At 35.2% G+C, this 26,751-nt stretch carries 22 protein-coding genes; 15 read left to right on the top strand and 7 right to left on the bottom strand.

Translation table 11 applies throughout. The features are described from left to right. The 3 genes from ACE1ET_RS16870 to ACE1ET_RS16860 all read right to left on the bottom strand — a co-directional run bounded on the left by ACE1ET_RS16870 (window position 1) and on the right by ACE1ET_RS16860 (window position 3,060). Entirely contained in the window at window positions 1–384 is a 384-nt protein-coding gene (locus ACE1ET_RS16870) for a hypothetical protein (RefSeq protein WP_375729599.1), read from the bottom strand. Window positions 385–627: 243 nt separating this feature from the next. Then, window positions 628–2,553, bottom strand: a complete 1,926-nt coding sequence (locus ACE1ET_RS16865; protein WP_375729598.1) for a T9SS type A sorting domain-containing protein — start codon at window positions 2,551–2,553, stop codon at window positions 628–630. 3 nt (window positions 2,554–2,556) lie between these two features. Beyond that, window positions 2,557–3,060, bottom strand: a complete 504-nt coding sequence (locus tag ACE1ET_RS16860) for an RNA polymerase sigma factor (protein ID WP_375729597.1) — start codon at window positions 3,058–3,060, stop codon at window positions 2,557–2,559. Between the two features lie 1,026 nt (window positions 3,061–4,086). On the opposite strand from ACE1ET_RS16860, the gene ACE1ET_RS16855 reads away from it, so the two are divergent. The 6 genes from ACE1ET_RS16855 (at window position 4,087) to ACE1ET_RS16830 (ending at window position 13,372) form a co-directional block, all read left to right on the top strand. Then, complete coding sequence (locus ACE1ET_RS16855; RefSeq protein ID WP_375729596.1) at window positions 4,087–6,333, top strand: RelA/SpoT family protein; 2,247 nt, start codon at window positions 4,087–4,089, stop codon at window positions 6,331–6,333. Between the two features lie 44 nt (window positions 6,334–6,377). After that, a complete protein-coding gene (gene ispG / locus ACE1ET_RS16850; protein ID WP_375729595.1) occupies window positions 6,378–8,102 on the top strand; it encodes a (E)-4-hydroxy-3-methylbut-2-enyl-diphosphate synthase in 1,725 nt (574 codons plus the stop codon). A gap of 407 nt (window positions 8,103–8,509) precedes the next feature. Then, complete coding sequence (locus ACE1ET_RS16845; protein WP_375729594.1) at window positions 8,510–9,967, top strand: lipopolysaccharide biosynthesis protein; 1,458 nt, start codon at window positions 8,510–8,512, stop codon at window positions 9,965–9,967. Window positions 9,968–10,236: 269 nt separating this feature from the next. Beyond that, window positions 10,237–11,037 (top strand): sulfotransferase, encoded by an 801-nt coding sequence (locus ACE1ET_RS16840; protein ID WP_375729593.1) that lies wholly within the window; start codon window positions 10,237–10,239, stop codon window positions 11,035–11,037. A gap of 325 nt (window positions 11,038–11,362) precedes the next feature. Then, window positions 11,363–12,343, top strand: coding sequence for a glycosyltransferase (locus ACE1ET_RS16835; protein ID WP_375729592.1), 981 nt, complete (start codon window positions 11,363–11,365; stop codon window positions 12,341–12,343). Window positions 12,344–12,373: 30 nt separating this feature from the next. Next, window positions 12,374–13,372: a glycosyltransferase family protein gene (locus ACE1ET_RS16830; RefSeq protein WP_375729591.1), complete on the top strand. Its 999-nt coding sequence runs from the start codon at window positions 12,374–12,376 to the stop codon at window positions 13,370–13,372. Window positions 13,373–13,878: 506 nt separating this feature from the next. Here ACE1ET_RS16830 and ACE1ET_RS16825 read toward each other — a convergent pair. Genes ACE1ET_RS16825 through ACE1ET_RS16815 form a run of 3 tightly spaced genes read right to left on the bottom strand, consistent with a single transcriptional unit; the run spans window position 13,879 to window position 16,496 of the window. Next, the gene (locus ACE1ET_RS16825) at window positions 13,879–14,517 is read right to left on the bottom strand and encodes an O-methyltransferase (RefSeq protein WP_375729590.1); all 639 of its coding nucleotides are present in this window, start codon (window positions 14,515–14,517) and stop codon (window positions 13,879–13,881) included. Window positions 14,518–14,527: 10 nt separating this feature from the next. After that, complete coding sequence (locus ACE1ET_RS16820) at window positions 14,528–15,367, bottom strand: alpha-1,2-fucosyltransferase (RefSeq protein WP_375729589.1); 840 nt, start codon at window positions 15,365–15,367, stop codon at window positions 14,528–14,530. Beyond that, complete coding sequence (locus tag ACE1ET_RS16815) at window positions 15,348–16,496, bottom strand: glycosyltransferase (protein ID WP_375729588.1); 1,149 nt, start codon at window positions 16,494–16,496, stop codon at window positions 15,348–15,350. The genes ACE1ET_RS16820 and ACE1ET_RS16815 overlap by 20 nt, the downstream gene beginning before the upstream one ends. A 138-nt stretch (window positions 16,497–16,634) precedes the next feature. Here ACE1ET_RS16815 and ACE1ET_RS16810 point away from each other — a divergent pair, with 138 nt between their 5' ends. The 9 genes from ACE1ET_RS16810 to ACE1ET_RS16770 all read left to right on the top strand — a co-directional run bounded on the left by ACE1ET_RS16810 (window position 16,635) and on the right by ACE1ET_RS16770 (window position 26,269). Next, window positions 16,635–17,930 carry a glycosyltransferase family 4 protein gene (locus ACE1ET_RS16810; protein WP_375729587.1) on the top strand — a complete coding sequence of 432 codons (1,296 nt, stop codon included), beginning with the start codon at window positions 16,635–16,637 and terminating at the stop codon, window positions 17,928–17,930. Then, window positions 17,927–19,006 (top strand): non-hydrolyzing UDP-N-acetylglucosamine 2-epimerase, encoded by a 1,080-nt coding sequence (wecB, locus tag ACE1ET_RS16805; protein ID WP_375729586.1) that lies wholly within the window; start codon window positions 17,927–17,929, stop codon window positions 19,004–19,006. The genes ACE1ET_RS16810 and wecB overlap by 4 nt, the downstream gene beginning before the upstream one ends. A gap of 150 nt (window positions 19,007–19,156) precedes the next feature. Next, the gene (locus ACE1ET_RS16800) at window positions 19,157–21,634 is read left to right on the top strand and encodes a YfhO family protein (protein WP_375729585.1); all 2,478 of its coding nucleotides are present in this window, start codon (window positions 19,157–19,159) and stop codon (window positions 21,632–21,634) included. A gap of 30 nt (window positions 21,635–21,664) precedes the next feature. Further along, complete coding sequence (locus tag ACE1ET_RS16795; RefSeq protein ID WP_375729584.1) at window positions 21,665–22,543, top strand: cell division protein FtsX; 879 nt, start codon at window positions 21,665–21,667, stop codon at window positions 22,541–22,543. Between the two features lie 17 nt (window positions 22,544–22,560). Beyond that, window positions 22,561–22,818 carry a DUF3098 domain-containing protein gene (locus ACE1ET_RS16790; protein WP_375729583.1) on the top strand — a complete coding sequence of 86 codons (258 nt, stop codon included), beginning with the start codon at window positions 22,561–22,563 and terminating at the stop codon, window positions 22,816–22,818. A gap of 15 nt (window positions 22,819–22,833) precedes the next feature. Then, entirely contained in the window at window positions 22,834–23,619 is a 786-nt protein-coding gene (locus tag ACE1ET_RS16785) for an undecaprenyl-diphosphate phosphatase (protein ID WP_375729582.1), read from the top strand. Then, on the top strand, window positions 23,619–24,311 hold the full coding sequence (gene truB, locus ACE1ET_RS16780; protein WP_375729581.1) for a tRNA pseudouridine(55) synthase TruB: 693 nt from the start codon (window positions 23,619–23,621) through the stop codon (window positions 24,309–24,311). Before ACE1ET_RS16785 ends, truB begins: the two co-directional genes overlap by 1 nt. A 64-nt stretch (window positions 24,312–24,375) precedes the next feature. Then, the gene (gene queA / locus ACE1ET_RS16775; protein ID WP_375729580.1) at window positions 24,376–25,428 is read left to right on the top strand and encodes a tRNA preQ1(34) S-adenosylmethionine ribosyltransferase-isomerase QueA; all 1,053 of its coding nucleotides are present in this window, start codon (window positions 24,376–24,378) and stop codon (window positions 25,426–25,428) included. Window positions 25,429–25,534: 106 nt separating this feature from the next. Further along, window positions 25,535–26,269, top strand: coding sequence for a head GIN domain-containing protein (locus tag ACE1ET_RS16770; protein WP_375729579.1), 735 nt, complete (start codon window positions 25,535–25,537; stop codon window positions 26,267–26,269). Here ACE1ET_RS16770 and ACE1ET_RS16765 read toward each other — a convergent pair whose 3' ends face one another. Beyond that, the gene (locus tag ACE1ET_RS16765; RefSeq protein ID WP_375729578.1) at window positions 26,270–26,722 is read right to left on the bottom strand and encodes a CoA-binding protein; all 453 of its coding nucleotides are present in this window, start codon (window positions 26,720–26,722) and stop codon (window positions 26,270–26,272) included. Window positions 26,723–26,751: the final 29 nt, after the last annotated feature.

Raw genomic sequence — 26,751 nt, 5'->3', positions numbered from 1 at the left:
TTATGTGTCGGTTTTTATTCTTTTAATTAATAATTTGTATTGGATTGTAGAATCAGGCTTAAATATCGGCATTCTACTATTTATGTCTGGTTTTAGACAGGGCATATTATCAAATGAATATTGTCTGTCAGTCAAATCAAAATTATTTTTACAATCATAGTCTTTATTGATTTTTAATTCCGGAACCTTTAAGTATTTGCCATAGATTAATGATTTTGTTGCGTGCTGATTCGTCTTAAAATCAAGAGTTCTCATGCTGTACGGACGAAAATCAATTATCGAATTCGGTTCTGATAAAGAGATATGTAAATTACTCTTTAGCTGGGAAAGGCAATTCAAAGAAATAAATCCCAATAAAAATGTCGTTAGAATAATATATTTCATACCTGTCAATTTTATTATTGTCTTTTGTGTGGTTTAAATTCCGGGTTTTATAAAAAATTGTCTACATATTAAAGTAAATGCTACCATTTACCTTGTGCATAGCTCTGCAATATGTTCTGCAAATTACAAAAAAAGTGACATTAAATATAATGTTTTTACTTTGGATTAGCAGTTATAGTCACCGGGTGATTATAAATATTATGTAAATATTCACCCGGTGACTAAGATTAAGCTAATTATCAATCAATTCTTTATAAACCTCAGGCTATGGCTCATGCCATCCTGGTTTGAAAATACAAACAAGTACATGCCGGGTTGAAGCTCTCCAATATTCACCTCAACAGTTTCTTCACCGGTTCCATTCAAGTTGATTTTTTTATGAAAGCCGGTTCGTTTTCCTGACAAGTCCACAGCCTGAATGGTGAGTTCATTATCTTCGGTATGCGGTATGGTAATGTTAATAATATCGTTTGCCGGATTGGGAAAAAGGTCAATGATTCCTACTCCCGGAATAGGTGTACAATAGGCCTGGAAAAATTTGCATTCTACTTTTTCAGTTTTGTCATCTGTAATACCCAAAACGTTTATGTTATACTCTTTGCGGAGTTCATTGGCCATAGAAGCAGGAAGGCGTGAAAAGAGTTCTTCGGAGGGTTCAAACCAGTAAATATAACCGTCTTCTTTGTATCTTTTTGACAGTTCAGGGATGTTAGTACTCCAACCTAATGTACTCCATGATATTAAAATAGGAATTAAATCATTTACATTTGAAATAAGGGAATCGGTATTTAGATTTTCTTTATCAAAAAAGCCAAGTCCATCTGCATAAAATAATATTCCATCTGTATTACATACATATTGAGGAGTAATAGCCAATTCATTAACAGTGAGGTTTTGGAAATTGTAATAATAATTATGATAGTAGGAATTATGGCCTGTAAGCGGTCTGAATTTATAGGTTCCATCTGGATTAAATTCTTTTATTGATTGGGTACAACCATCTTTACGGAAACTGGAATTTTTAATTGGATCATAATAATTCAAGGATAATGTTGAAAAATATTTTGTATGATAGGTCCAAATTGTTGTGTCAGATTTAATTTGTTTTATAAATCCAAATTTTTTAAGTTCAGTGCTGTCAAGAACTATTTTATTTATTGTTGAAATATAATCTTTTCTTGCTTCTCTCGCTGATTTTTTTACTATTAGCTTGTGTTGTACAATTGGGGTGGTTTTAGTTTTTAGTTCCTGATGTTCAATAATCTTCCAAAATTTTTCGTTTGGAACAAAAAATGCGATTAAATCCACCTTTGCGTAATGATTTGTACCTGCAGGTAGCTTAACGGGTGCGAGTTCTATATTTTTTATATCCTGAAATTCTACCAATTTTCTGTAAATTAATGGCTTAAACGAAACCACATATGCAGGATAGAAATTGTTATTTGTGTTTTGAGGTATACTGTCGATATAGAACGTTAGTTTCATTTTTTGATGATAATCAAAATTGTAAGATCCGGAGGATATTAAAGTTCTGTAATAACCGCTGCTGTCTTTGTTAAAATAGACTGTTCCATTAATAAAATTAGTAAAGCCAAGGTTTTCTATCTGTTTCGAATTTAACACAGGTATTTTCTCCAACATAGCAGAATCTAGTTTTGATCCTGGCATATATGTAAATCTTCCTGTTTTTCTGAATTCGGCTACGTCTTCAATCTTACACGTCAGTCTCTTTTTTTTCTCTTTCGTACTATTATTTATTTCAGCGTTATTTTGGGTTAAAGTGTTTTCTGAAATTGGTTCTAAATCTTTTTTTGAATCGTCTTCAACCAATTCAGTTTCTACTTTCATTATTTCATCTTCCGGAATTTGTTCAGAGATAACTTCCGAAGAATCTATTTGAGGTTCTGAATGAGTTTCGTTTTCTGTTTTCTGTTGGATTGGTGAAAAAATTGTTATAATACTGATTAATAATGCGATGCCGGTCATGATGGTAAAAAATTTAAGATTTAAGATGGTGCTTTTAGGTAATCCCTGATGGTTAAATCGGAGCCGTGGTTGCCAGCGACTTTTGGCATCAGCCATAGCTTTATCAACCTTTTCCGGTTGAAAAGGAATCAATGGCTTTTGATTTCTAGCCTGCTCAAATATGTGGTTTAAATCCTTTTGCATGGCTTACTCGTTTTTTGCTCCAAGTCGTTTGGCTAACTTCTCTCTTCCACGCTTTAAACGCTGCTTTACTGCATCTTCCGAACAATTCTGAATTTCACTGACCTCACGGATTGAAAATCCGTTGATCTCAAAAAGGATCAGTGCGTTCTTTTGTTTTTCAGGAAGTTGGTCAAGTGCGTTATAAAGCGCCTGAACATCAAGGTTTGCATCAGGAGAGGAAGCGTTTGAAATAAGGTTGTTTGCTTTTTCATCATTCCATTCACCCGATTTTTTCTCATTCCGGTATCTTTTTTTGCTTAGCCGGCATGCAATTCCAAAAAGATACGATCGAAAAGCAGAACGGTCACGGAGTTTGTTAATGTTCTCAAAAGCAACGAGCAAGGTATCACTCATTAAATCTTCAGCATTATGCAGGTTCCGTTGTACAGCCCTGCAATAGTCAGATAAGGCCTGATGCTCCGGTTCCAGTAAGGCTAAAAAGGTATGTTGCTTTTGGGTATCCGTCATTGTTTAGTAACAAACTCAGTAATATGTTCCACAAGTCACAAAAAAGTGACATTAAAAGTAATTTTTTTAGATTCAAGAACCAAGATGCAAGAATCAAGACATGATTTACGATCCACGAATAAGTTCTGCTAAACGACACTATAGTCTGTGCTAAAATATTTAAGGATTAAAACTAGAAATGAATAGAGTTAAAGTTTTATTCAGTTTTTGTACCAACTTTCTCCCCGAGTTAAATATAATTGACCCACCCTGGTTTCTTTCAAACCTGTACGTAAAGTATAATCTGCCCTCCCTAACCCCGATTTTCAATCGGTCCCAGTGAGGGTGCATGGACAGATGCATTCGATTAGGGTGGGAATTTAATAGATTTGTAAGTATTTAGCAATAAATGGAATCAGATAAATAGAATTGGAAGAATAAAGTCAGGTTTTTATGTCTAAACGGTCCCTCTTTGTCACGAACGAAGTGCAATGGAGTGAAAGAGAGGGCAGTCTTGAAAGTGACGTGTTGGAACTGAGGTCTGGAGTGAGTCAAATTGCCTGACCCACCCTGGTTTCTTTCAAACCTGTACGTAAAGTATAATCTGCCCTCCCTAACCCCGATTTTCAATCGGTCCCAGTGAGGGTGCCTGGACAGATGCATTTGATTGAGGTGCGCTTTGAATAAATTGTATGTGTTTATCAATGAATTGAATCAGATAAATAGAATTGGAAGAATAAAGTCCGGTTTTTATGTCTAAACGGTCCCTCTTTGTCACGAAGAGGAGCGGAGTGAAGGAGAGGGTTGGCTTGGTAGTGACGTGTTGGAACTACGGTTTGGGGTGAGTCAAATAATGTCGTCCTCTTCATCAGATATAATCATTAGTCAAGTTCTTTCCTTACATTTTATCACGTAAAGACATAAGTCCTGATACTTGATACCTGATTCTCTATTAAATACTAAATTTTTAAAAGAAAGAAATAACATTATTTACTTCAAGTGTTATATATATATCTTTTTTCATACTTTAGCGCTTAGAAAAGGGTTATGTCAGATTTTCAACCGGAAGAAATAAAGATTATAAATGACAGGTTTGAGGATCTTTTGAACTATTACAAAGGTGTTAATCCCAAAGGGAATGTTGCCATTGTTCAAAAGGCTTTTCAACTTGCCTATCAGGCACACGATGGTATGCGTCGCAGGTCAGGTGAACCTTATATTCTGCATCCCATAGCAGTTGCAGAGATTGTGGCTAAAGAGATCGGACTGGGCGCGACTTCTATTTCTTCTTCACTGTTGCACGATGTGGTTGAGGATACGGAATACACGATTGAAGAGATGGAGCAGATGTTCAATCCCAAGATTGCATCCATCGTTGACGGACTGACCAAAATTGCCGGTGCAACCACATTTAAATCCGATTCCATTCAGGCAGAAAACTTTCGGAAGCTTCTGTTGACCATGTCGGACGATATCAGGGTGATCCTGATTAAAATTGCCGACCGGCTGCATAACATGCGAACTCTTGGCTCCATGCCGCCGCATAAGCAATATAAAATTGCCGCAGAAACGCTGTTTGTATATGCGCCGTTGAGTCACAGGTTGGGATTGTATAACATTAAAAGCGAGCTTGAAGACCTGGCGTTCAAATATGAACATCCTGCAACCTATGCCGATCTGGCATCTAAAATAAGCCATTCTGAAGAGGAACGCGATGAGTTGTTTCGTCAGTTTACAAAACCTATCGAGGAACGGCTGAAAATGCTCGACTTTAATTTTGCCATCAAAAAGCGTATAAAATCGGTCTATTCCATCTGGAAAAAGATGCAGCAAAAAAATATTCCTTTTGAGGAGGTATACGATCTGATGGCAACCCGTATTGTGTTTGAACCCAAAACATATCTGGACGAGAAGGTACAATGCTGGAATATTTATTCTGCTATAACAAGCATTTACAGGCCAAAGCCGGACCGTATAAGGGATTGGATCAGTGTGCCAAAAGCCAATGGTTACGAAGCATTGCATATGACGGTGATGGGACCAATGGGACGATGGTTTGAGGTTCAGATCCGGAGTCAGCGGATGGATGAAATAGCAGAGAAAGGATATGCGGCGCACTGGAAATATAAATCCGGCCCGGAATCAAGTGAAACGGAACTGGAACGCTGGCTCAAAACAATCCGCGAACTTTTAGAAACACCGGAGAGCAATGCCATTGAGTTTATGAACGACTTTAAACTCAACCTGTTTTCGCAGGAAATAATGGTTTTTACGCCTAAAGGTGAAATGAAGGTGCTTCCTCAGGGTGCTACTGCTTTGGATTTTGCATTTGAAATTCATACAGAACTGGGTTTACAGTGTATTGGCGCAAAGGTGAATCATAATCTGGTTCCACTCAGCCATAAACTAAAGAGCGGTGATCAGGTTGAGATTATTACATCAAGTAAACAAAAGCCTCAGGAGGAATGGCTTAGTTTTGTGACAACCGCCCGGGCAAAATCCAAAATAAAAGCCATCTTCAAAAACGAACGGAAGAAGTTTATTAAGGCAGGTGAGAAATTACTGGAGGATAAACTCAATAAGCTAAAACTGACAACCAACGCACGAATTCTAAAAAAATTACAAACCTATTTCGACCTGGAAACCAGGGAAGAACTCATGCACAGCATTGGAAGAGAAAACATTTCCATTGATAACCTGCAGGAAATTTTAAGAGAGAAAACACAAAGTAAGATTGTAAAATACTGGAAATTACAATTCGGTAATAAAAAGAATAAGCAGCCAGCAGAGAAAAAACAGGAAGCTCAGCCTATGAGTAAGCGAAAGTCCATTCAACTTACCGATGATAAATCTGACATTGATTATACCGTTGCAACCTGTTGCAACCCAATTCCGGGAGATGATGTCATTGGTTATGTGGATGAAAGCGATAACGTCATTCTACACAAAAGGCAATGCGAAAAAGCCATAAAACTAATGTCCAATTATGGGAATCAAATTGTTGATGCTACCTGGATTTCACATAAGTTACATTCTTTCCTTTCTATCATAAAAATTAATGGCATTGATAAGCAGGGTATTTTAAGCCAGATTTCGAAGGTAATTTCAGAAGATCAGGATGTAAATATGCGGGAGGTTCATTTTGGTTCTCATGATGGGGTATTTGAGGGGATCATTCATTTGTATGTACATAATGTTGAGGATGTGAATAATCTTATCTTTAAACTTGTTAAGATAAAAGGAATCACAAATGTTCAGCGAATAGATCAATCTCAATTGACACAAAAGCAATAATTCCTGTCTATAATCTTTAATTACCTTTGTACAAAACAATAAATATGTCCGGCAATTATATTAATCTGACACAATACCACCGTTGGAAAACAAGCGAAGTAAGAATTGGTAATTTAACTGTTGGGGGCACATCATCGATCAGGATTCAGTCGATGACAAATACCGATACCAATGATACTGAAGCATGTGTAGAACAGGCGATTCGTATTATTGAGGCCGGAGGGGAACTTGTCAGGTTAACTGCTCAGGGTTCAAAGGAAGCAGAGAATCTGGGAAATATCAAGAGAAAACTCAGACGAAAAGGTTATAATACCCCATTGGTTGCAGATATCCATTTTAATCCCAGGGCTGCACTAGTTGCTGCAGAACAGGTTGAAAAAGTCAGAATAAATCCTGGAAATTTTGTGGATCCTGCCAAGCAGTTCAAAACGATAGAATACACTGAAAAGGAATACATTGAAGAACTGGCAAATATCAGGTATAAATTTCTTCCTTTTCTGGCGCTTTGCAAAAAAAATGATACAGCCATTCGTATTGGTGTGAACCATGGTTCTTTATCCGATCGTATCATGAGCCGGTACGGAGATACACCGGAAGGAATGGTAGAATCGTGTATGGAATACCTGCGCATTGCCAACGAGGTCGGGTTTAAGGATATTGTACTTTCTATAAAAGCGAGCAATACAAGGATTATGGTTCATACCGTAAGATTGCTGGTGAAAACGATGGAAGATGAGGGCATGAATTATCCGCTTCATTTGGGTGTGACTGAGGCCGGAGATGCGGAAGATGGCCGTATTAAATCTGCTGTTGGAATTGGTGCTTTGCTTGTGGATGGAATTGGAGACACGATCAGGGTTTCATTAAGCGAGGAACCTGAACTGGAAATTCCTGTGGCAAAGACCCTGGTTGATTATGTAGCTAAAAGAGCAGGCCACGAACCCGTGAGAACGTTTGATACATCCTTTTACCATCCTTTTTCGTATTCAAAGGTTATCTCTGATTCGGTTAAGCAGGTTGGAGGTGAGAATGTGCCGGTTGTGGTTGGATCCGTTGAACTGAAAGGTGATTTACGTCCAGATTTGATATTTAAGGAAAACAAACTTTATTCAGATAACGAAGAGATTTCGTTTGTGGAATTGAAAGATGATTTTGAAAAATCTGATTTGGTTAGCCTGAAAGAAGACACTGTTTTAGTTTTGTCGACTCAAAATAGAAACAGCCATGCTGCACTAAGAAGCTTGCGTTTAAGGTTACTTGAAACTGGCATTAGAAATCCGGTGGTTTTAAAATTATCGTATGCCGAACCAGACAAAGAAACTTTCATGCTTAAAGCAGCAACAGATGCAGGTATTCTGTTTTTAGATGGTTTAGGAGATGGACTGTGGCTTGAGGATGAAAATCAAACACCGGAAACACTGGTTCAAACAGCATTTTCAATCCTTCAGGCATCACGGGACCGGATGACAAAACCAGATTATATCTCTTGCCCGGGATGTGGCAGAACGCTGTTCGATCTTCAGAAGACCATTGCCCGTATTAAAGCTAAAACATCGCATCTGAAGGGCCTTAAAATTGGCATCATGGGATGTATTGTTAACGGACCCGGTGAAATGGCCGATGCAGATTATGGCTATGTTGGTGCAGGAAGAGGCCGGATCAGCCTTTATAAAGGAAAAGCATGCATCGAAAAAAATATTCCTGAAGAAGAAGCCGTGGAAAAACTGATAAACCTTATAAAGGAAAATAGGGATTGGGTGGAAGCTTAAATATTGATGAAATATAAAATTTAAGATTGGGTTTAGGAATTAAGCATTCTATCAGGGAGGCAGTTTGGTCATATATTTGGTGTAAGTTATTGGATTTGTTGCCACGATTCTTTTATATCTGATTAATTAAACTCATGAAGAAATTGGACGGCTATTTATTAATAGTTTATTATCATTCTACCTGATAGGCTATCACTTGACTCCCTGTGTGATAAATCAAAAGTTTTGTGCTGAAGAATCAAAGAGGTTGATATTATAGATGCTTAGTTGTAATACTTATTATTTATCTTCTTGAAATACTTGTATTTAATCTATTTAATTAATTATTTCATTGAAGGTTATAATTTGACTTTATAATTCTGTTTAGTTTTAGAGGAAAGATTATTTTTGATGGGTTAAATTATTTTATGGCAGAGAATTTAAAACAGAAAGCAGCCAAAGGGATGGTTTGGAAGCTTATAGGAAATGGCGGAACACAAGCGATTCAATTCTTTTCAGGTATTTATATCGCTCGAATTTTATCCCCAAATGATTATGGTTTGGTTGGAATGATGGCCATATTTCTTGGAATTTCTCAGGTATTTATCGACAGTGGTTTTAGAGCCACTCTTATTCAAAAGGGAAACAACATTACCCATGATCATTATAATGTTGTTTTTATTTTTAATCTTGTTGTTAGTATAGCCTTTTATTTAGCGATTTTTTTCGGAGCACCTTTTATTGCAGATTTTTACGGTGAACCGCAGCTATTAATGATCGCAAGAATTTTAGGATTAAACCTAATATTTATTTCTTTAGGTCTTATTCATCAAACCATACTGGAAAAAAGTTTAAAATTCAGAAGTTTAGCAAAAGCCAGACTTTCTGCAATTTTGGTTTCTACTATTTGTGGAATCGTAATTGCAATTCTGGGGTTTGGAGTTTGGTCTTTGGTAATAATGAACCTGCTTCTAAATTTGGTTTATACTATTATTGTATGGGTCATTAATCGGTGGTCACCTTCGATTAGTTTTGACTTTAAGATTTTTAAGGAACTATTTAAAAAAAGTATACAAATCTTTAGTTCAGGAATCCTGAATGCTATTAGTAACAATATATATTCGTTGGTTATTGGAAAATTATTCTCTACAGCTGACGTTGGATTTTTCAGTCAAGGTGAAAAATTACAAAAACGTATCAGTTCCTTTATTGGATCTACTTTTCAAGGTGTAATGTATCCCGTGCAATCTTTGATGCAAGATGATATACCACGTTTAAAAAATGCCGTAAGGAGAAATGTAAGCCTTACTTCTTTAGTTTCATTACCTGCATTAGTTGGATTAATTGCAATTGCCAGGCCTTTTGTTTTAGTAACTTTAACAGAAAAATGGGCTCCTAGTATTTATTTTCTTCAACTTTTATCCTTAGCGGGTATAATTTCAACATTAAAGGCACCCCTTAATAGTTACATCTTAGCATTAGGAAAGTTTGACCTCGCATTATTGTTCAGTGTTTTACGGAACTCAATTTTTCTGGCTCTTTTATTTGTTGGCATATTTATTAAAGTTGATTTAAAGATTCTTGTTTTAGGTATTATTATCGCTGAGTTGCTTGGTTTCTTTTGGGCTTTTTATTATGCTAAAAAGATCATCGGCTACACGATTAAAGAATTTGTTAATGATATTTTTCTAGCTTTAATATTTGCAATTTTTATGGGATTTGGAGTTTATATTTTAGGTGAAGCATTTAAAATTTCTATTCTATTATTACTTGTGCAGGTAATCTCAGGTGCGGTAATATATTTGTTTCTAAATTTGATTTTTAATCAAAAATTATATGTTGAAATAAAAGATATGATAATAAATTCATGGAATGTAAAAAAATAACAGAAGTTATTATTGTAACGGATATCAACTTTAGCCTGTAATCATATTCTTCTGCATGGGAATGTTTTAATCGGATGAATAAATATGTTGTTTCAAATATTTAAAATGGCTTTGGTATTGATCTGTTTATATTAGTTAGTTAAAATTGTTTTTGTTAAAGCAAGTATTAAAACAACGTTCCAGTTTTGAGATCTTTGCTTATTATTATTTAAATAAGAAAATTCATATTATATTGAATTGGTTTTTGGGAAATGTAAAAATTATGTTTTATGGATAGCAATATTTTGATCATTTTGGGAATGCATCGATCAGGAACATCATTTCTTGGACAGTGGCTAAATAAATGTGGACTAAATATTGGTCAGAATCTTATGGGAGCACATGAAACAAATAAGGATGGTCATTTTGAAGATATGGATTTTTTGCATTTTCATGAAGAAATTCTAAAAAGAAATGATATACCCTATGGTGGACTACAAAAACTTAAAGGTTTACGTGGGCTAGAGTTGACCCAGGATGAAAAGGATAAAATGAAAGAGTTGGTCTTAACAAAAGTTCAGATGTCTGATTCTGATTGGGGATGGAAGGATCCTCGAACATGCTTGTTTGCTGAGGACTATGTAACCTTATTCCCTAAGATTAAAATAATTGTAATTTTAAGAGATTACAAAAGTATTATTCATTCCTTAATCAAAAGAAAGCTTAGAAACAGAGATATAAAATACCAAAAATCAATATTTCATCGATTTTTTTACAAAGGCTTTTATCGAAGACTTCTTTTTGAAAAATATAAAATACAATATGCGAGAATTACAGTTTTGTATTACGAAAAAATACTTTCCTCGATAGACAAAACAAATTCAATAGTTGTAGCTTTTGAAAATATTAGCCATGCTGGAAATGGAATCATGGAAAGGTTAAAGAAATGGGGATTCAATCTGGAAATGTATCCAATTGATAAAATTTTTAAGAATGACTATGTTAAGTCAAATATTAACCATATCCCAACATATTCAAAACTTGAATATCTCCAGGGCAGAATAAAAGAAAATGGGAATTTTATCGAATAATCAATTTTTTGATTACTTATGAAATAATAGGTGAATCTTTCATGGTACTTTTACGGAGAAATGTTTTTAGCATAAATGGTTGAAACAGAAATATAGCTGTAAGAGTTTTAGTATCTCTTGATGATGTATTGATAGGATATCAGTTTAAGGAACTTTCAGCGATTTGAAAACATGTCCATTAAAATATTTATAATACTGTCAATGTTATAAGAATGTATGTAATAAACTTTTTAGGATTGTAGTATAAGAAATAAAGTTGTGTTTAATCCCCTGTTCATAAAAAAATATTATGCACAATATCAAGAAAGGACTATAACTAGAATTTATGATTAGGAAGAATCAACTTGCAATCGTCATACCTGCATATAAAGCCAGATTTTTTAGAGAGGCTCTGGAATCAATAGCTAATCAGACTGATAAAGATTTTCATTTGTACATTGGAGATGATAATTCCTCAGAAAACCTTGAAGCGATTGTTAATGAATTTGAAGATCGTATTAATATGACCTATGTAAAGTTTAATGAAAATGTAGGTGGCGAAAATCTTATAGCTCAGTGGGAACGTTGCATTTCTTTAACCAATAATGAGGAATGGATCTGGCTGTTTTCGGATGATGATGTAATGGATCCAAATTGTGTGGAAGAATTCTTTAAAAATGTTTCGGATAATAATTACCCTTTATTATATCATTTTAATGTGGATGTAATTAATTCGAATGGGGAAATTAGCGAAGCAAAAAGATATTTCCCAGATGAACTTAACGCCGTTGATTTTTTATTGGGGAAAATAAAGGCAAGATATAGAAGTTATGTAGTTGAATATATTTTTAACAGAAAGGCTTTTACAGAGGTAGGAGGATTTCCAAACTTTGACTTGGCTTGGAATTCTGATGATGCGATGTGGTTCCAATTAGCAGAGAAATCGTCCATTAAAACAATTCCTAAAGCTAAGGTGTATTGGCGGGCAAGTGAGGTTAACCTTTCTCGCTTTAAGAATAATGCAATAATTACAGTAAGAAAGTTAAAGGCTGATTTAAGTTTTTTGAATTGGTTAAATATAAGAACAGAAAAAAATATCCGAAGTTTAAGACGGGGATTAATCATATGGTTTTTTAACCGATTGGAGTTGGCTAAAGGTGTAATCGATAGAGACCAGTATTACGAAATTCGGACAGAATATCATAATAATGTGGCTTCAAGAATAACTACACTCCATTATTGGTGTTATATTCGTTTTAAGAATAGTAGAATTTTTCATAAGATTGAAATGATTAAAAAGAAGATCTTCCCATCAAGATGGATATAAAATTTTGTATTTAGGTATATATTCAACTAAATGAAACTGAAAAAAAAAATATTTATTTCTCCAACTCCCAATGCTAACTCGGGAATGTATATTTCGAACTTAGCAAATTCATTATCGAAATATTTCAATATTGCAAATAAAGGGAAACAACGCAAACCAGCCTATCGGGAATTAATTCGATATTTTTTTGTAACAGATATATTTGTTCTTAACTGGATAGAGAATGAGCCCGTAATGAAGAATGGTATGATTCGCTTAATTATTATTGTATTATTTCTTTCTTTGGCCAAAGTGTTTGGAAAAAAGATTATCTGGACATTCCATAATCTGGAACCGCATAACGTTGGACACAATTATGGCTCAAAAAGGTTAACAGATTTTCTAAAGAAAAAATCTGACCTAATTGTCCATCATACTACAAAAAGTCTTTATTTGACTTCGAAATCCAAAAATTTCTATTCATTTCATCCATTTGAAAGTCCTAGTGAGAGTTTTTTTTATCAAAAAATGAAAGATTACAAATACGATATTTTGATTTGGGGACGAATTGAACCTTACAAGGGAGTAGTAGAGTTCTTAAAATACGTAAGACAGGATAAGGATCTAGCTAATTTAAGAATCCTTCTTGCCGGCAAAGTTGAGGACCCTAACTACCGGGAAGAGGTTTGTGAAAATTTGTCTGAAAATATCAGCTTTAAAGAGGGCTATATTACCGAAGAGGAGCTTATTGAGGAACATGTAAATTCTAAATTTGTGTTTTTCCCACATCAGGGCCCATCTATTCTTAATTCAGGTCAGTTGGTTGTTTCTCTGGGATATGGCGCCACTATTATTGGTCCTAAAAAAGGGGCATTTGAGGAGCTGTCGGAACAAGGATTAATTCTTGGATACGATGATTATTCTGACATAATAGGTTTGATGGGTACATCTAATAGCATGATTAATAAGAGCCGTCAATTCAGTTTTATCCTGGAAAATTCCTGGGATAATTATGCCGGAAAATTAAGTGAAAGGATATCTTGTCTATAACAACGACTTTGATGAGGGGGTATAATATTTAAATAATATCTCCCCAAAAGCTCCAAAACATCTAAAGGCGGCATAATTTTCTAAATCCTTAACAGTGAAAGTATAAAGAATAAGCCTTAGAAATAATTTTAAATCTTCCCGCGAAGAATTTTCTTTTTACTGGAACTCGTTTTTTAGTTCACGTGGGATGCTAGTACTAAGGTTCTTAAAGACTTATGTTGATTGTTCTGACCGCAGGCTGATTGAATTCTCAAAAAAGGAGTGTAAAAATACCGTTATCGCAAAATCGTGAAGAGTGATGTGGAAATTTTGCCTGATCAAAGCCCAATCTATGGTAATAGTTACTTAATTTATCAACAATGCTTGAATTTAAAAGAGAAAATAGAGTAAATTAGTTCTTAACCCAATCTGCTCTATTCTTTTAACTTTTACTCGTGGATATCCCTGATTATATTCGTAAAAGCATGTATTATATTTAACCAAATGCAAATAATTTTAACTCGGTTCTACAGGGTAACCCTTATAATGTCATTGTCAACCTTTATGTTGTACTCAGGATTTTTCTTTTTAAAGTATTCAGATATCTCCTGAATTGTTGGGTAGTCGTTTTTACCGGTAAAATCTCTTGCATCATCTATTAAAAATATATGAGGTAGGTCTTTGGCGAAAATGGCATCAAGTTCTTTCCATATTGGACAATTAAGTTCTCCTTTTGAAGTTATACCAGCTGAATAATGACCATCTAACCAAAATATAGCAGGCTCATTAATCTCAGAAATAATATCTTTCATTTTTTCACCACTATCTCCTAAAATTAGATTTATATGACTATATTTTTTAAATTTCCTATAGGCCCTTTTGTAGAGGTTCTCACTTATCTCTACAGAATAAATTTTATTAAAATTTCTTTTTTGAGCTGATACCATATAACCTAGATAAGTCCCGGTTTCAACAAGAATACTATATTTATATTTTCTTTGGTATTCTTTAATTGTTTTTTGTTTAACCACAGGGTGAGGTGGTATTGGCCTTCCTTCCTGCTCCCATTTTTTTATAATTTTCTCTGGAAAATTGTTGTATTTGAATTCAACAATTCTGTACCTCCATTCATCAGGAATGTTTCTTTTAATGAGATCCTTAATCATATTTTTTAATTTACAATTTAATCCAATGCTTTGGCATAGAACCATATGTTCTGTCGCATTCATTCGGATATATAACTATTTTATTTGGATTTTTATTCAACCATGCTGCCCACCATGAAAAAGTACTGTTTGCTATAATATTATGCTTACAAAAACTCATCATCATCATATCATGATGAGCTGTTTTATTGTTTACAAAAGTAATATTTTCGATCATGCCCAAATTAGTTTTGCACCATTCAATTTCATCAGAAAAAACGTATACATTTAAATTCTGATTAATTTTGGATTTTAAGTACGCAAGTGCGTTAACATAGTATTTTGGTGTACACATTGGGAAATTATCAGGGTAATTGATATAGTCACCTCTCCGGACATGTAAGCTAACGGAGTTGCAATTCCTGATTTCATTTAGTAAATCCGGTTCATTTTTATCAATTGGGAATTTAAAGGCTTTTTTTATATCTTCTTTAACATCAAAAAAATATTTCTCTTCGTTCCAGTAGCCTTCCAGATATAAATCTGTATTAATGTTTTTGTAGTCATTATAATTCATGTCTTTCCAGAACTTATATGATTTATGTCTGGTCCCTCTTATTCTGCGAGCAATTCTATCTTTTAAACTATAACCAACATCCGCTAATTTCAGGGATATGTTAGATGAAATTTTATATGGATTTAAATCTAAATTGAAAACCGTATCAATTTCAAGACCATTGTGTGCCTTCCAATGATAAGTATCGATGTCAAGTTTTACATTTGCTTCACCATGCCAAAACTGCATTTGTTTAAAAAAAGCATATTGAAACATTTGATTTCCTAGTCCACTTCTAAGCCTGATTACTATCATCTTCTAATATCCTTTTTAAATTATTTAGGTAGCGTTTTGACTGTTCTGAAATTGAATACTCAGAAATGGTTTTTTTCGCGGATATTATAATCGAATTGTATTCATCCGGGGGTAAAGATAAAGCATGATTTAAACTTTCATAAATACTTAAATCACTTGTCGCATCACACAGGTATCCGTTTTTACCATGTTCAATGATCCCATCTATTCCTTCATCTATACTTCCAATTGTTATATTCCCAAGTGCCATTGCTTCAAGGTAAACCAGTCCCAGTGTTTCATCGTAACTTGGTAAAATAAATATATTACTTTTAATAAGATAATCAAGGACAGATTTTCTGGGTATCTTGCCTGTGAAGGTTATTCGGTCTGTAAGATTGTATGATATTATCTGCTGCTTGAGATTGTTAAGTTCAGGTCCCTCACCTATGATTGTGTAATGCCAGTTTACCTCCTTCAGTTTATTAAGAGCCATTATTACCTTGTCAATTTGTTTGCGTTTAATAAGTGACGAGACTGTTACCAAGTTAGTAGTTGTTTCAGGGATTATCAAATTAGTATTGTGGGCGGCGGATTTTATAAAATTTTCAGGGATGCCTGACAGAGCCAGAAAGGATAGTTTTCTGAATTCAGGAAAACTGGAGTCAAATTTTTTTTTATACCCATGAGATCTGCATGCAAGTCCAGACGCTTTTTTGAAAATTCTTTTTTGCCGCCACTTAAAAAATTTGTTCTTTGATAATTTAATGTCAGACATATGTATCCCTATTACAAGTGGAACACTTAATTTCGAAGCCAAGTTGGGAAATGTGAAGTAAGAATTGTAAAGGTGACAAATTATAATATCCGGCTGAAACATGAGATGTTGTAAAATTCTGTTTTGGCTATAGAATGAAAATTTAATCAATGGTATCCGGAGCGGTTTTATAAACTCTACGTTTATATTATTGCCAATTGCAAAATTGGGCTCAGTAGGGAATGGATCAACTTCATATTTGAAATGAGGTCTAACTACCTGAACTTTGTGTCCAATTCTACCCCATTCTTCTACAAATTCTCTTAACGCATTACTCGTATAACATCCTTCTGTCTTTTCAGGAAATAATTGTGTAATAAAGAGGATGTTCATAGTTCAAATGGTATGATAATTAAATAATATAAGAATAACCTTTTTAGTTGGATGGTCCAAAGATAATATTTTCATAAGTAATTGTCATCTGTATTTGTTTACAGTAATATTATTTATTGTTTTATTTGTACCTGACAAATGAAAAAAGTATTAATCATCACATATTACTGGCCACCATCTGGTGGTGCCGGTGTTCAGCGCTGGCTGAAATTTACCAGGTATTTACCTGAAAATGGTTGGATCCCGGTTGTTTTTACCCCTGAAAATCCTGAAGCTCCCGCGGAAGATAGATCTTTACTTGATGAAGTGCCTGATGAAGTGGAGGTTGTTAAACTAAAAATCTGGGAGCCATTCGAGATCTATAAAAAATTAACAGGGAGATCCAAGAATTCAAAAATCAATGCAGGATTTTTAAAGGAAGAAACAGGAAATTCATTTGCAGAGAAAGTATCATTGTGGATAAGAGGTAATCTTTTTATTCCTGATGCAAAACGATTTTGGATCAGGCCATCTGTGAAATTCCTTGTTAAAATGTTAAAGGAACAAAAGGTTGATGTTATTGTATCAACAGGTCCTCCACATAGCATGCATATCATAGCGGAAAAAGTGTCTAAAAGAACAAAGATTCCATGGATTGCAGATTTCAGAGACCCATGGACCGATATTGATTTTTACGATAAATTAAGATTGTCAGGATGGGCTGACAGGATGCATCATAAACTTCAGTTGAAAGTTTTAAAAAATGCAGATGAGGTTGTTATTGTTGGAAGAAACTGGGCAAAGGGATTGCAAAGGCATTATAGCCGGAAAATCGAAGTAATAACCAATGGGTATGATAAAGCAGATATTACAACAAAACATGTGAAATATCCCGAAAAGTTTTCAATCGTACATGTAGGTAGTATAAATGCTGACAGAAACCATTCGTTTTTCTGGGCATCTCTGGAATATTGTATTGAAAATGTGGATGGTTTCAGCGAAGATTTTGAGCTCATGCTTGTAGGGAAAAATGATGTTAGTGTTACCCTGGATATTAGAAAATACGGATTAAGTAAGCATGTGAACTTCATAAGTTATATTCCCCACAATGAGGTGATTGCTGCTGAACAAAAGGCAGCTGTTCTTTATTTGCCTTTGAACAATACTCCGAATGCAAAGGGGATTTTAACAGGGAAGTTTTTTGAATATTTGGCCTCCGGGCGGCCAATTTTTGCCATTGGGCCGGTAGATGGTGATTTAGCTCATATTTTAAATGAGACGGGTGCCGGAACTATCAGCGATTTTGATGATCAGGAAGGAATGAAGAAAAACTTAATCACATTTTATAAGGCATTTAAGAATAAAAGTCTAACCTGTAAAAGTGAAAATATAAGAATTTATGAGCGATCTGAATTAACAAAAAAAATGGTTGAACTCTTTGAATCAGTATTATGAATAAGAAAATAATTACGGTTGTTGGAGCCAGACCGCAGTTTGTAAAGGCTGCAGCTGTAAGCCGAGCCATAAGTCAGGCAGATATGTCAGAAGTAATAATACATACCGGCCAACACTTCGATCAGAATATGTCTGAAGTTTTTTTTGAAGAAATGGAAATACCACATCCTGACTATAACCTTGGTATCAGTTCATTAACACATGGTGCAATGACCGGAAGAATGCTGGAGGGCATAGAAGAAATACTGCTTAAAGAAAAGCCGGATGCTTTAATGGTTTACGGGGATACAAATTCTACTATAGCGGGTGCGCTAGCAGCGAAAAAACTGGGAATTAAAGTCGCTCATGTTGAAGCAGGTCTGCGTTCATTTAATATGGCTATGCCAGAGGAAATTAACCGGATTTTAACTGATCGTATTTCCGACCTTTTATTTTGTCCGACTGATAGCGCCGTAAATAATCTGAGCGAAGAGGGTTTCTCTAATTTTGGATCAAAAATAATCAGAACGGGTGATGTAATGTATGATGCCGCATTGTTCTACAGTGCTAAAGCTGCAGAAAAATCACAAATTCTGGATAATTTAGCTCTGAATAGTAGAGCATATTTGCTTGCTACAATTCACAGGCAAGAGAATACGGATAATGAGCAAAGGCTGACTTCGATAGTTGAAGCCTTGAATGCCTTGACAGAAAAAAATGAAGTAATTGTTCCGCTCCATCCCAGAACAAAAAAAATAATGGCGCAGAGGCAGCTGGATTACAAGTTTAAAGTCATTGAACCGGTTGGGTATTTTGATATGCTGGAACTTATTAAAAATTCAGAAATCATATTGACCGATAGTGGAGGTCTTCAGAAAGAAGCCTTCTTTTTCAGAAAATACTGCGTTACTATGCGCGATGAAACAGAATGGGTGGAGCTTGTACAAAATGGATATAATTGTTTGGCAGGAGCTGATACAACGCGTATACTGAGATCAACAGAAGAGATGATGCAAAAGGAACAGAAATTTACGCATCAGCTTTATGGTAATGGTGATGCATCTCAACAGATTGCAAACGAAATTCTTAAATTGTAGCGTTTTTTAGATTTTTTAAGGTAAAAATTTAATGTTTTGCTTTGTGATATATGTATTTGTCTCATTATTAATTTAATTTTGGCAACGAACCAGATATCCAGTCTTATCATCACTAATAAAAAGACTTATCCTTAATTCAAATATTTGAAAATGAATAATTCACTAATTAAGAAAATCCTGAATTACGGTCTTCCGGTAATAATTTTTGTGTTTATCTCATATGCTTATTTCCCTGGATTACTTGAAGGTAAGTCATTAATGGGACATGATACCAAGGTTGCTACGGCTAAAGCAAGTGAAATTGAAAAGTTCAGGAAGGAGCACGGAGAAGAACCGCTCTGGACAAATGCAGTATTCTCAGGAATGCCAACATATTTTATTTCCACCAGATATAAAGCAAATCTTACCCGGTTTGTTAAGAGAATAATAGAATTTGGGAAAAGACCCTCCAGCTATCTGATTATTGCGATGATATCATTTTATATTCTTCTTATTTCATTTGGTGTAAACCCCTGGCTGAGTATGATTGGTGCACTCGCCTTTGGATTTACTACAAATACATTTGTGCTTTTACAGGCAGGGCATATGAGTAAAGTGCATACATATGCTTATATGGGAGGTTTTGTAGCTGGGTTCATTCTCACATTTAGGGGGAAAAGGATTTTGGGGGCTGCAATGGCAGGAATATTTTTATCGTTGATGATATTATCGGGTCACCCTCAAATGACATATTATACCGGAATTATTGTTCTGATTTATGGCATTTTTGAATTGGTTGAAACCATAAAAAATAAAACTTATGCATCATTTCTGAAGAATGTAGGTTTGTTGTTGGTAGTTGTATTGTTGGCATTTGGGAGTAATTTTTCAAGGCTGTATACGCAATATGAGTATTTAAAATATTCTACCCGTGGTAAATCAGAATTGACCAAGGATGAGTCTGTCGCTACAGGAGGATTGGATAAAGATTATATTCTTTCATGGAGTAATAGTATTGCTGAAACTTTTGCTTTGATGATCCCTGATTTCAGGGGGGGCGGATCAGCGGATTATAAGCCGGAATCTGAATTTACTAAAAAGGTTTTACCGGGTCTGAAGCAACAAATCATGCAGTCGGGAACATCAGCTAAAGAGGCACAGCACGATGCAGAACGTCAGATTGGTGCTTTTTTCTATTGGGGAGGAAAGCCATCGACTGATGGACCAATGTATCATGGTGCAGTTATATGTTTCCTTTTTATTCTTGGGTTATTTCTTGTCAAAGGAAAATATAAATGGTGGTTGTTGGTGGCAACAGCATTGTCAATAATGCTTTCATGGGGGAAGTACTTCCCGTTTTTGTCGCATTTATTTATTGACTATCTTCCAATGTATGATAAGTTTCGCGACGCAACAATGTTAATGGTCATCGCTCAGTTTACTATGCCATTGATGGCTTTGCTTGGAATTAATGCTTTGATAAAAGGAGAATATGATAAACAAAAGTTGAATAAGGCTATGTACTGGAGTTTTGGCTTGACAGGTGGTCTGGCGCTTGTTTTTGCTATAATTCCATCAATTGCAGGAAATTATACGGGGATTTATGATGATAAACTGCCGGCCAGTTTAGTAGAGTTGTTACGTAGCGGACGTGTTCATGCTTTACGGTCTGATGCATTTCGTGCTTTCATATTTATTGCAATTGCATTTATTGGTATATGGGCATGGATGAATGAAAAGTTGAAGATGGAATATTTCCTGGCATTGTTTGCAGTTCTTGTTGTAGCCGATTTATGGTTTGTTGATCAACGCTATTTGAGCAATAAAGATCTGGTGCGTTATAAGCCAGGAGTTGGTTACGAGCAGACATATGCAGATAAGGCAATTTTAAAAGACAAGGATCCTGATTTTAAGGTGCTTAATTTATCCGTTTCAACATTTAATGATGCATCCACTTCCAATTATCATTTCTCTATTGGTGGTTACGATGCTGCAAAAATGAGGCGTTATCAGGAATTGATTGAACATCGGATGTATAATGATTTACAGTACATTGCAAAAAATATCAGAACAGAACAGTTGGATGTGTTTAAACATACACCAATACTTAATATGCTAAATACGAAGTATGTTATTCTTAGTCCGCAGTCAGCACCGGCATATAATAAATATGCATATGGTCATGCATGGTTTGTGACAAAGATTGATATGGTCCCGGATGCCGATGCCGAAATTCAGTCCATGAAGAATATCAGACCTGATCAGGAAGCTGTAGTTAATGAAACGTATTCTGATGCGTTAGGAGGATACGATTTTGTGAAGGATACAACGGCCACAATTACGTTGGAAGAATACAGGGCAAATTACCTGAAATACAAGTCCACTAGCAAAACGGATCAGTTGGCAGTATTTTCTGAAATTTATTATCCGAAGGGATGGGATGCTTTTGTTGATGGTCAGCCTGTTGATCACATAAATGCAGATTATGTGCTTAGGGCATTACCGGTTCATGCAGGAGAGCATGTTATTGAATTTAAATTTGAACCAAAGTCTTATTCCGTAGGCAATAAAGTATCGCTTGCTTCGTCTTTATTATTGATTTTATTGCTTTTGGGTGCAATCGGAAAAGAACTTTTCAAAAAGAATTAATTTCGTATTTTTGAGCCTTTAAAGAAGAGTATGACAAAAAAAAGAATCAGAAGGAAAAGAGTTGGTGTGGTAAATTCGCATTTTACCGTTACCATCAGTATTACTTTGGTTCTCTTTTTGATTGGCATAATGGGAATACTGATTTTCAGTGGAGATCAGATTTCTGATTATGTGCGTGAAAATATAGGATTTTCTATCATACTTAAGGATGATGCAAAGGACGTGGATGTTCACCGGATACAAAAATATCTTGATGCCACGGAATATGTAAAATCTACTCAGTACATTGATAAAGAAAAGGCTGCCGAAGAATTGCAGGCAGAGTTGGGAGAGGATTTTATTGAGTTTTTAGGATATAATCCTCTATTAGCTTCAATCGAGGTCAAATTAAAAGCTGAATATGCCAATCCGGACAGCCTTACTATAATAGAAAATGAATTCAAAGCATATCCGCAAATTAAGGAAGTTATTTATCAGAAGGATCTTGTAAGTCTTGTGAATGAAAATGTACGGAAAATAACAGTAGTTTTGCTGTTATTCTGTTTGCTGTTATTCATTGTTAGTGTTGCATTAATAAATAATACTATTCGTCTGGCCATTTATTCACAACGCTTTTTAATTAATACCATGCAGTTGGTTGGAGCAACCAGATCTTTCATTCGGAGGCCATTTGTGAACCGGATAATTTTAGATGGTTTAATTGCTGCAGTATTAGCTATTTTGTTACTGACAGCTGCTATTTATTCTATTCAGAATGAGTTGAGTGCAATTATTAGCCTGAAGGATCTTGATTTAATTGCAATGGTATATAGTTTGGTATTGTTAATTGGTATAATAATTTCTCAGATGTCGGCATATTTTGCGTTAAATAAATATTTGAGATTACGTTCGGATGAACTCTATTTTTAAATTTAAAATACAAGGGAGTGAAAAATTCAGAAATTAATTCAAAAGGAAATCTTCCATTATCAAAACATAATTATGTGTTGATGCTGATTGGTTTGGCGGTAATCATATTGGGGTATATATTAATGTCAGGAGGAGGAAGTACTGACCCAAATGTATTTAACGGAGAAGAATTATACAGTTTCAGAAGAATTACATTGGCACCGATTTTAATCATTGGCGGATTTATTTTTGAAATCTATGCCATTATGAAACGCCCAAAACGGGACGTGGAATAGTAGGAGAAATATTACATGAGTTGGATAGAAGCGTTGATTATTGCAATTGTTGAAGGGCTAACAGAATTTCTTCCTGTTTCATCAACCGGGCATATGATTATTACTCAGAATATTTTGGGTATTGAGAATTCGGAATTTGTACGGGCCTTCATCGTAAATATACAGTTTGGCGCAATACTGAGTGTCGTTGTTCTGTACTGGAAAAAGTTTTTTCAGAGCCTGAAATTTTACTATAAATTATTCGTGGCATTTTTGCCGGCTGCTGTTTTTGGGTTGTTATTCAGTGATGTTATTGATGAGTTGCTCGAAAATGTAGTTGTTGTCGCTGTTTCACTTGTGCTGGGAGGTATTATTCTTGTATTTGTTGATTCCTGGTTCAAACATAATGATGAAGAAAAGAATCAGGAAGTAACGTATAAAAAATCATTAATAATTGGTTTCTTTCAGGTAATAGCTATGATTCCGGGTGTATCCAGATCGGCATCAACAATTATAGGAGGTATGACGCAAAAACTTACAAAGAAAAATGCTGCTGAATTCTCTTTCTTTTTAGCTGTTCCCACCATGTTTGCTGCCTCAGGATACAAATTGCTGGAAAATTATAAATCCATTACTGTCGATAATATTGGAATTCTGATATTTGGTAATGTAATTGCTTTTATTGTAGCCATGCTTGCCATAAAATCGTTTATTTCATTTTTAACCAAAAATGGGTTTAAGGCATTTGGTTATTATCGGATTATTGTTGGTGTGGTCATATTGATCTTGCTGGCGTCAGGATATCAGTTAAGTATCGTTTGATGAACTATATTGAAGGTGAAGTAATAATCCTTGATAAGCCTTTGGGATGGACTTCCTTTGATCTTGTAAAGAAAATCAGGATCAGGTTACAAAATAAATTGGGAGTAAAAAAACTTAAAGTTGGTCATGCCGGGACTTTGGATCCTTTGGCAACCGGAGTAATGTTGGTTTGTACCGGGAAAGCCACCAAACAAATCGAATTTTATCAGGCGGGAGTTAAAGAATACATAGCCACCATTAAACTCGGTGAGACCACGCCATCTTTTGATCTGGAAACAAAAATTGATCGAACATATCCTTTCGAACATATAACAAAAGAATTAGTAGAACAGGCACTGGAAAAATTCAAGGGAGAAATTCAACAGATTCCACCGGAATATTCAGCTGTAAAAATTAACGGAAAACGGGCTTATAAATATGCCCGAAAGGGTGAGGAAGTGGAAATGCGACCCAAAATTCTTGTGATCGATGAAATTGAAATTCTGAAATTTGAGTTGCCCGTGCTTACCATTCGTATTGTTTGCAGTAAAGGGACATATATCAGGGCTTTAGCCCGGGATATTGGCAGGGAGCTGAATTCCGGCGGTCACTTGATTGGTTTACAGCGCACGCGTGTAGGTGATTATACCATAGCTGACGCCCTTTCTTTGGAAGAGTTTGAAAAAAATACAGAAAATTTGGAACATATATAAAAACTTTACGTATAAAGCACCTGTTGTTTATATGTGAGTAGTATTAAAAATTGAATAGGAGAATATGAAACTTTCTAAGTTTAAGTACAAATTGCCAACCGAACTTATTGCATTACATCCAGCTTATAATCGTGACGAATCCCGCTTGCTGGTTCTGGACAAAACAACCGGTAAGATAGAGCACAAAGTTTTTAAGGAGATCATTAATTATTTTGATGATAAGGATCTGTTGATATTTAACGATACAAAGGTTTTCCCTGCCAGATTATATGGTAATAAAGAAAAGACCGGTGCTAAAATCGAGGTGTTTTTGTTACGTGAATTGAATCGGGAGAACAGATTGTGGGATGTTTTGGTGGATCCTGCCAGAAAAATAAGAATTGGTAATAAGTTATATTTTGGTGATGATGACAGCCTGGTCGCTGAGGTGATTGATAATACTACTTCACGGGGAAGAACTTTGAGGTTTTTGTATGATGGTCCTTATGATGAATTTAAGGAAAAACTTTTTGGTTTAGGTGAGATGCCAATTCCAAAACACATACTTAAAAGAGATGTTGAGCCGGATGATGAGGAAAGATATCAGACTATATTTGCCAAACATGAAGGAGCTGTGGTTGCTCCAACAGCGGGTTTGCATTTTAGCAGAGAGTTGCTGAAACGTTTTGAAATTAAAGGTACTGAGTTTGGATTTGTTACCTTGCATGCGGGCTTAGGAAATTTCAGGGAAATTGATGTTGAGGATTTGACAAAACACAAAATGGATTCAGAACAAATAATTATAACTGATGAAGTAGCGGATAAGGTTAACGAGACTAAAAAGCTTAAAAAGAATGTTTGTGCAGTCGGAACAACCGTAATGCGAACTCTGGAGAGTTCGGTAAGTACAGATGGATTTCTGAAACCCTATGAGGGCTGGACGAATAAATTTATTTTCCCTCCATACGATTTTAGTGTAGCTAATTCAATGGTATCAAATTTTCATATGCCGTATTCCACTTTGTTGATGATGGTGGCTGCATTCGGAGGTTACGAGCAGGTAATGGATGCCTATAGCATGGCCGTAAAGGAGAAATACCGTTTTGGAACTTACGGTGATGCAATGCTGATTATTTGATGTTATTACAGGATATTAAATGCCCGGCACGTTTTTTGTGACCGGGTATTTTTATGTGTTAATCTGTCTTATTCTTTGTAGTTTTGTTGTTATTAAATTTAAAAATATGAAATCGTTTTTGTCTCTGCTTTTTTTAATTTTTTTTGTGTCTGCAGTCAATGCTCAGGAAACTTTGGAAGAAACAAGAAACCTGGATCCTTTTAACCGGGTTATTGCTGCTCACGGCATCAATGTAAAACTTATTTATGACGACATGGAACAGGCACATGTTAAAGTGAAAGGTGCTGCTTTGGAAGATGTTATTACAGAAGTTGAAGATATGACATTGAAGGTGAGGATGAAAGCTAAGTTGCTTCAGGATGTTACAGTAATGGTAGAGGTGTCATACAAGCAGGTTAAGTATGTAGAAGCCAATACAGGGGCATATATAGAAACTGTTCGTCCGTTGTGGGGTGAAAAGGTTAAGTTGTATACTATAACAGGTGGTGTAATTAAGGCTGAATCAGAGGCTGATGAGGTTGTTGCGGTTACCAGTGGCGCTTCAACTATAGAAGTTTATGGAAAGGCCAGGAAGTTTGATGCATCAGCTAATCTGGGAGGTAAAATAGATGCGTTTGAACTTAAAACGGGTAATGTAATGGTTAAAAGTAATTCCGGGTCAACAGTTAATGTATTTTCCTCCGATTCAATTGAGGCCAAAGCCAGTGTGGGAAGTACGATTAACGTTAAGGGTGATCCCACAGAAAAGAATTTCAAAACTTCTCTTGGTGGCGAAATAAAAGAAATTAAACCAAATCCTGCCTTTGGAAAAGATCTAATAAAAGACGAAGGTGATAAATGATTATTTGGGCAATGTGCCGAATATCATTTTGAAGGTTTTATGAATTCTGTGAATCCCTTTGGGCTCAGCAAACATAAAAATACATTCATTTACAATCAACTTTAATCCAAGCTTATCTGCAAGTTTTAACGTATTGTCGGTGTCGCACATTTGCTGTACCCATATTTTTTTGATGCCTTTTTTATGTGCTCTTTCAACTATCTCATCGGTAAATTCTTTTGGCGTAAGAATTAAAAGTTTGTCAATGCCTGAAGGTAAGGCATCTACATCGGGATAGCAATTGATGTTTCCTATTTTATTACAGAATTTATTGATTGGGAAAAGCTGATAATTCAGGATTAAAAGCTTATCGAAAACCTGTCTCCCAAATTTCTTGGGATTTCTGGAAACGCCTGCAACTGCAATAGGCGAATCTTTAGCCAGAAAATCTTTAATTAATTCAAGTTTGGTCATTGTAATTCAAGGGTTGTGTATATTACAAA

Origin of the sequence: Quyinboa mangrovi, from assembly GCF_042219825.1 — a bacterium.
In the GTDB taxonomy this organism is placed as follows: Bacteria; Bacteroidota; Bacteroidia; order Bacteroidales; family UBA5342; genus JBHJHP01.
This window is presented reverse-complemented; position numbering and strand designations above follow the sequence as displayed.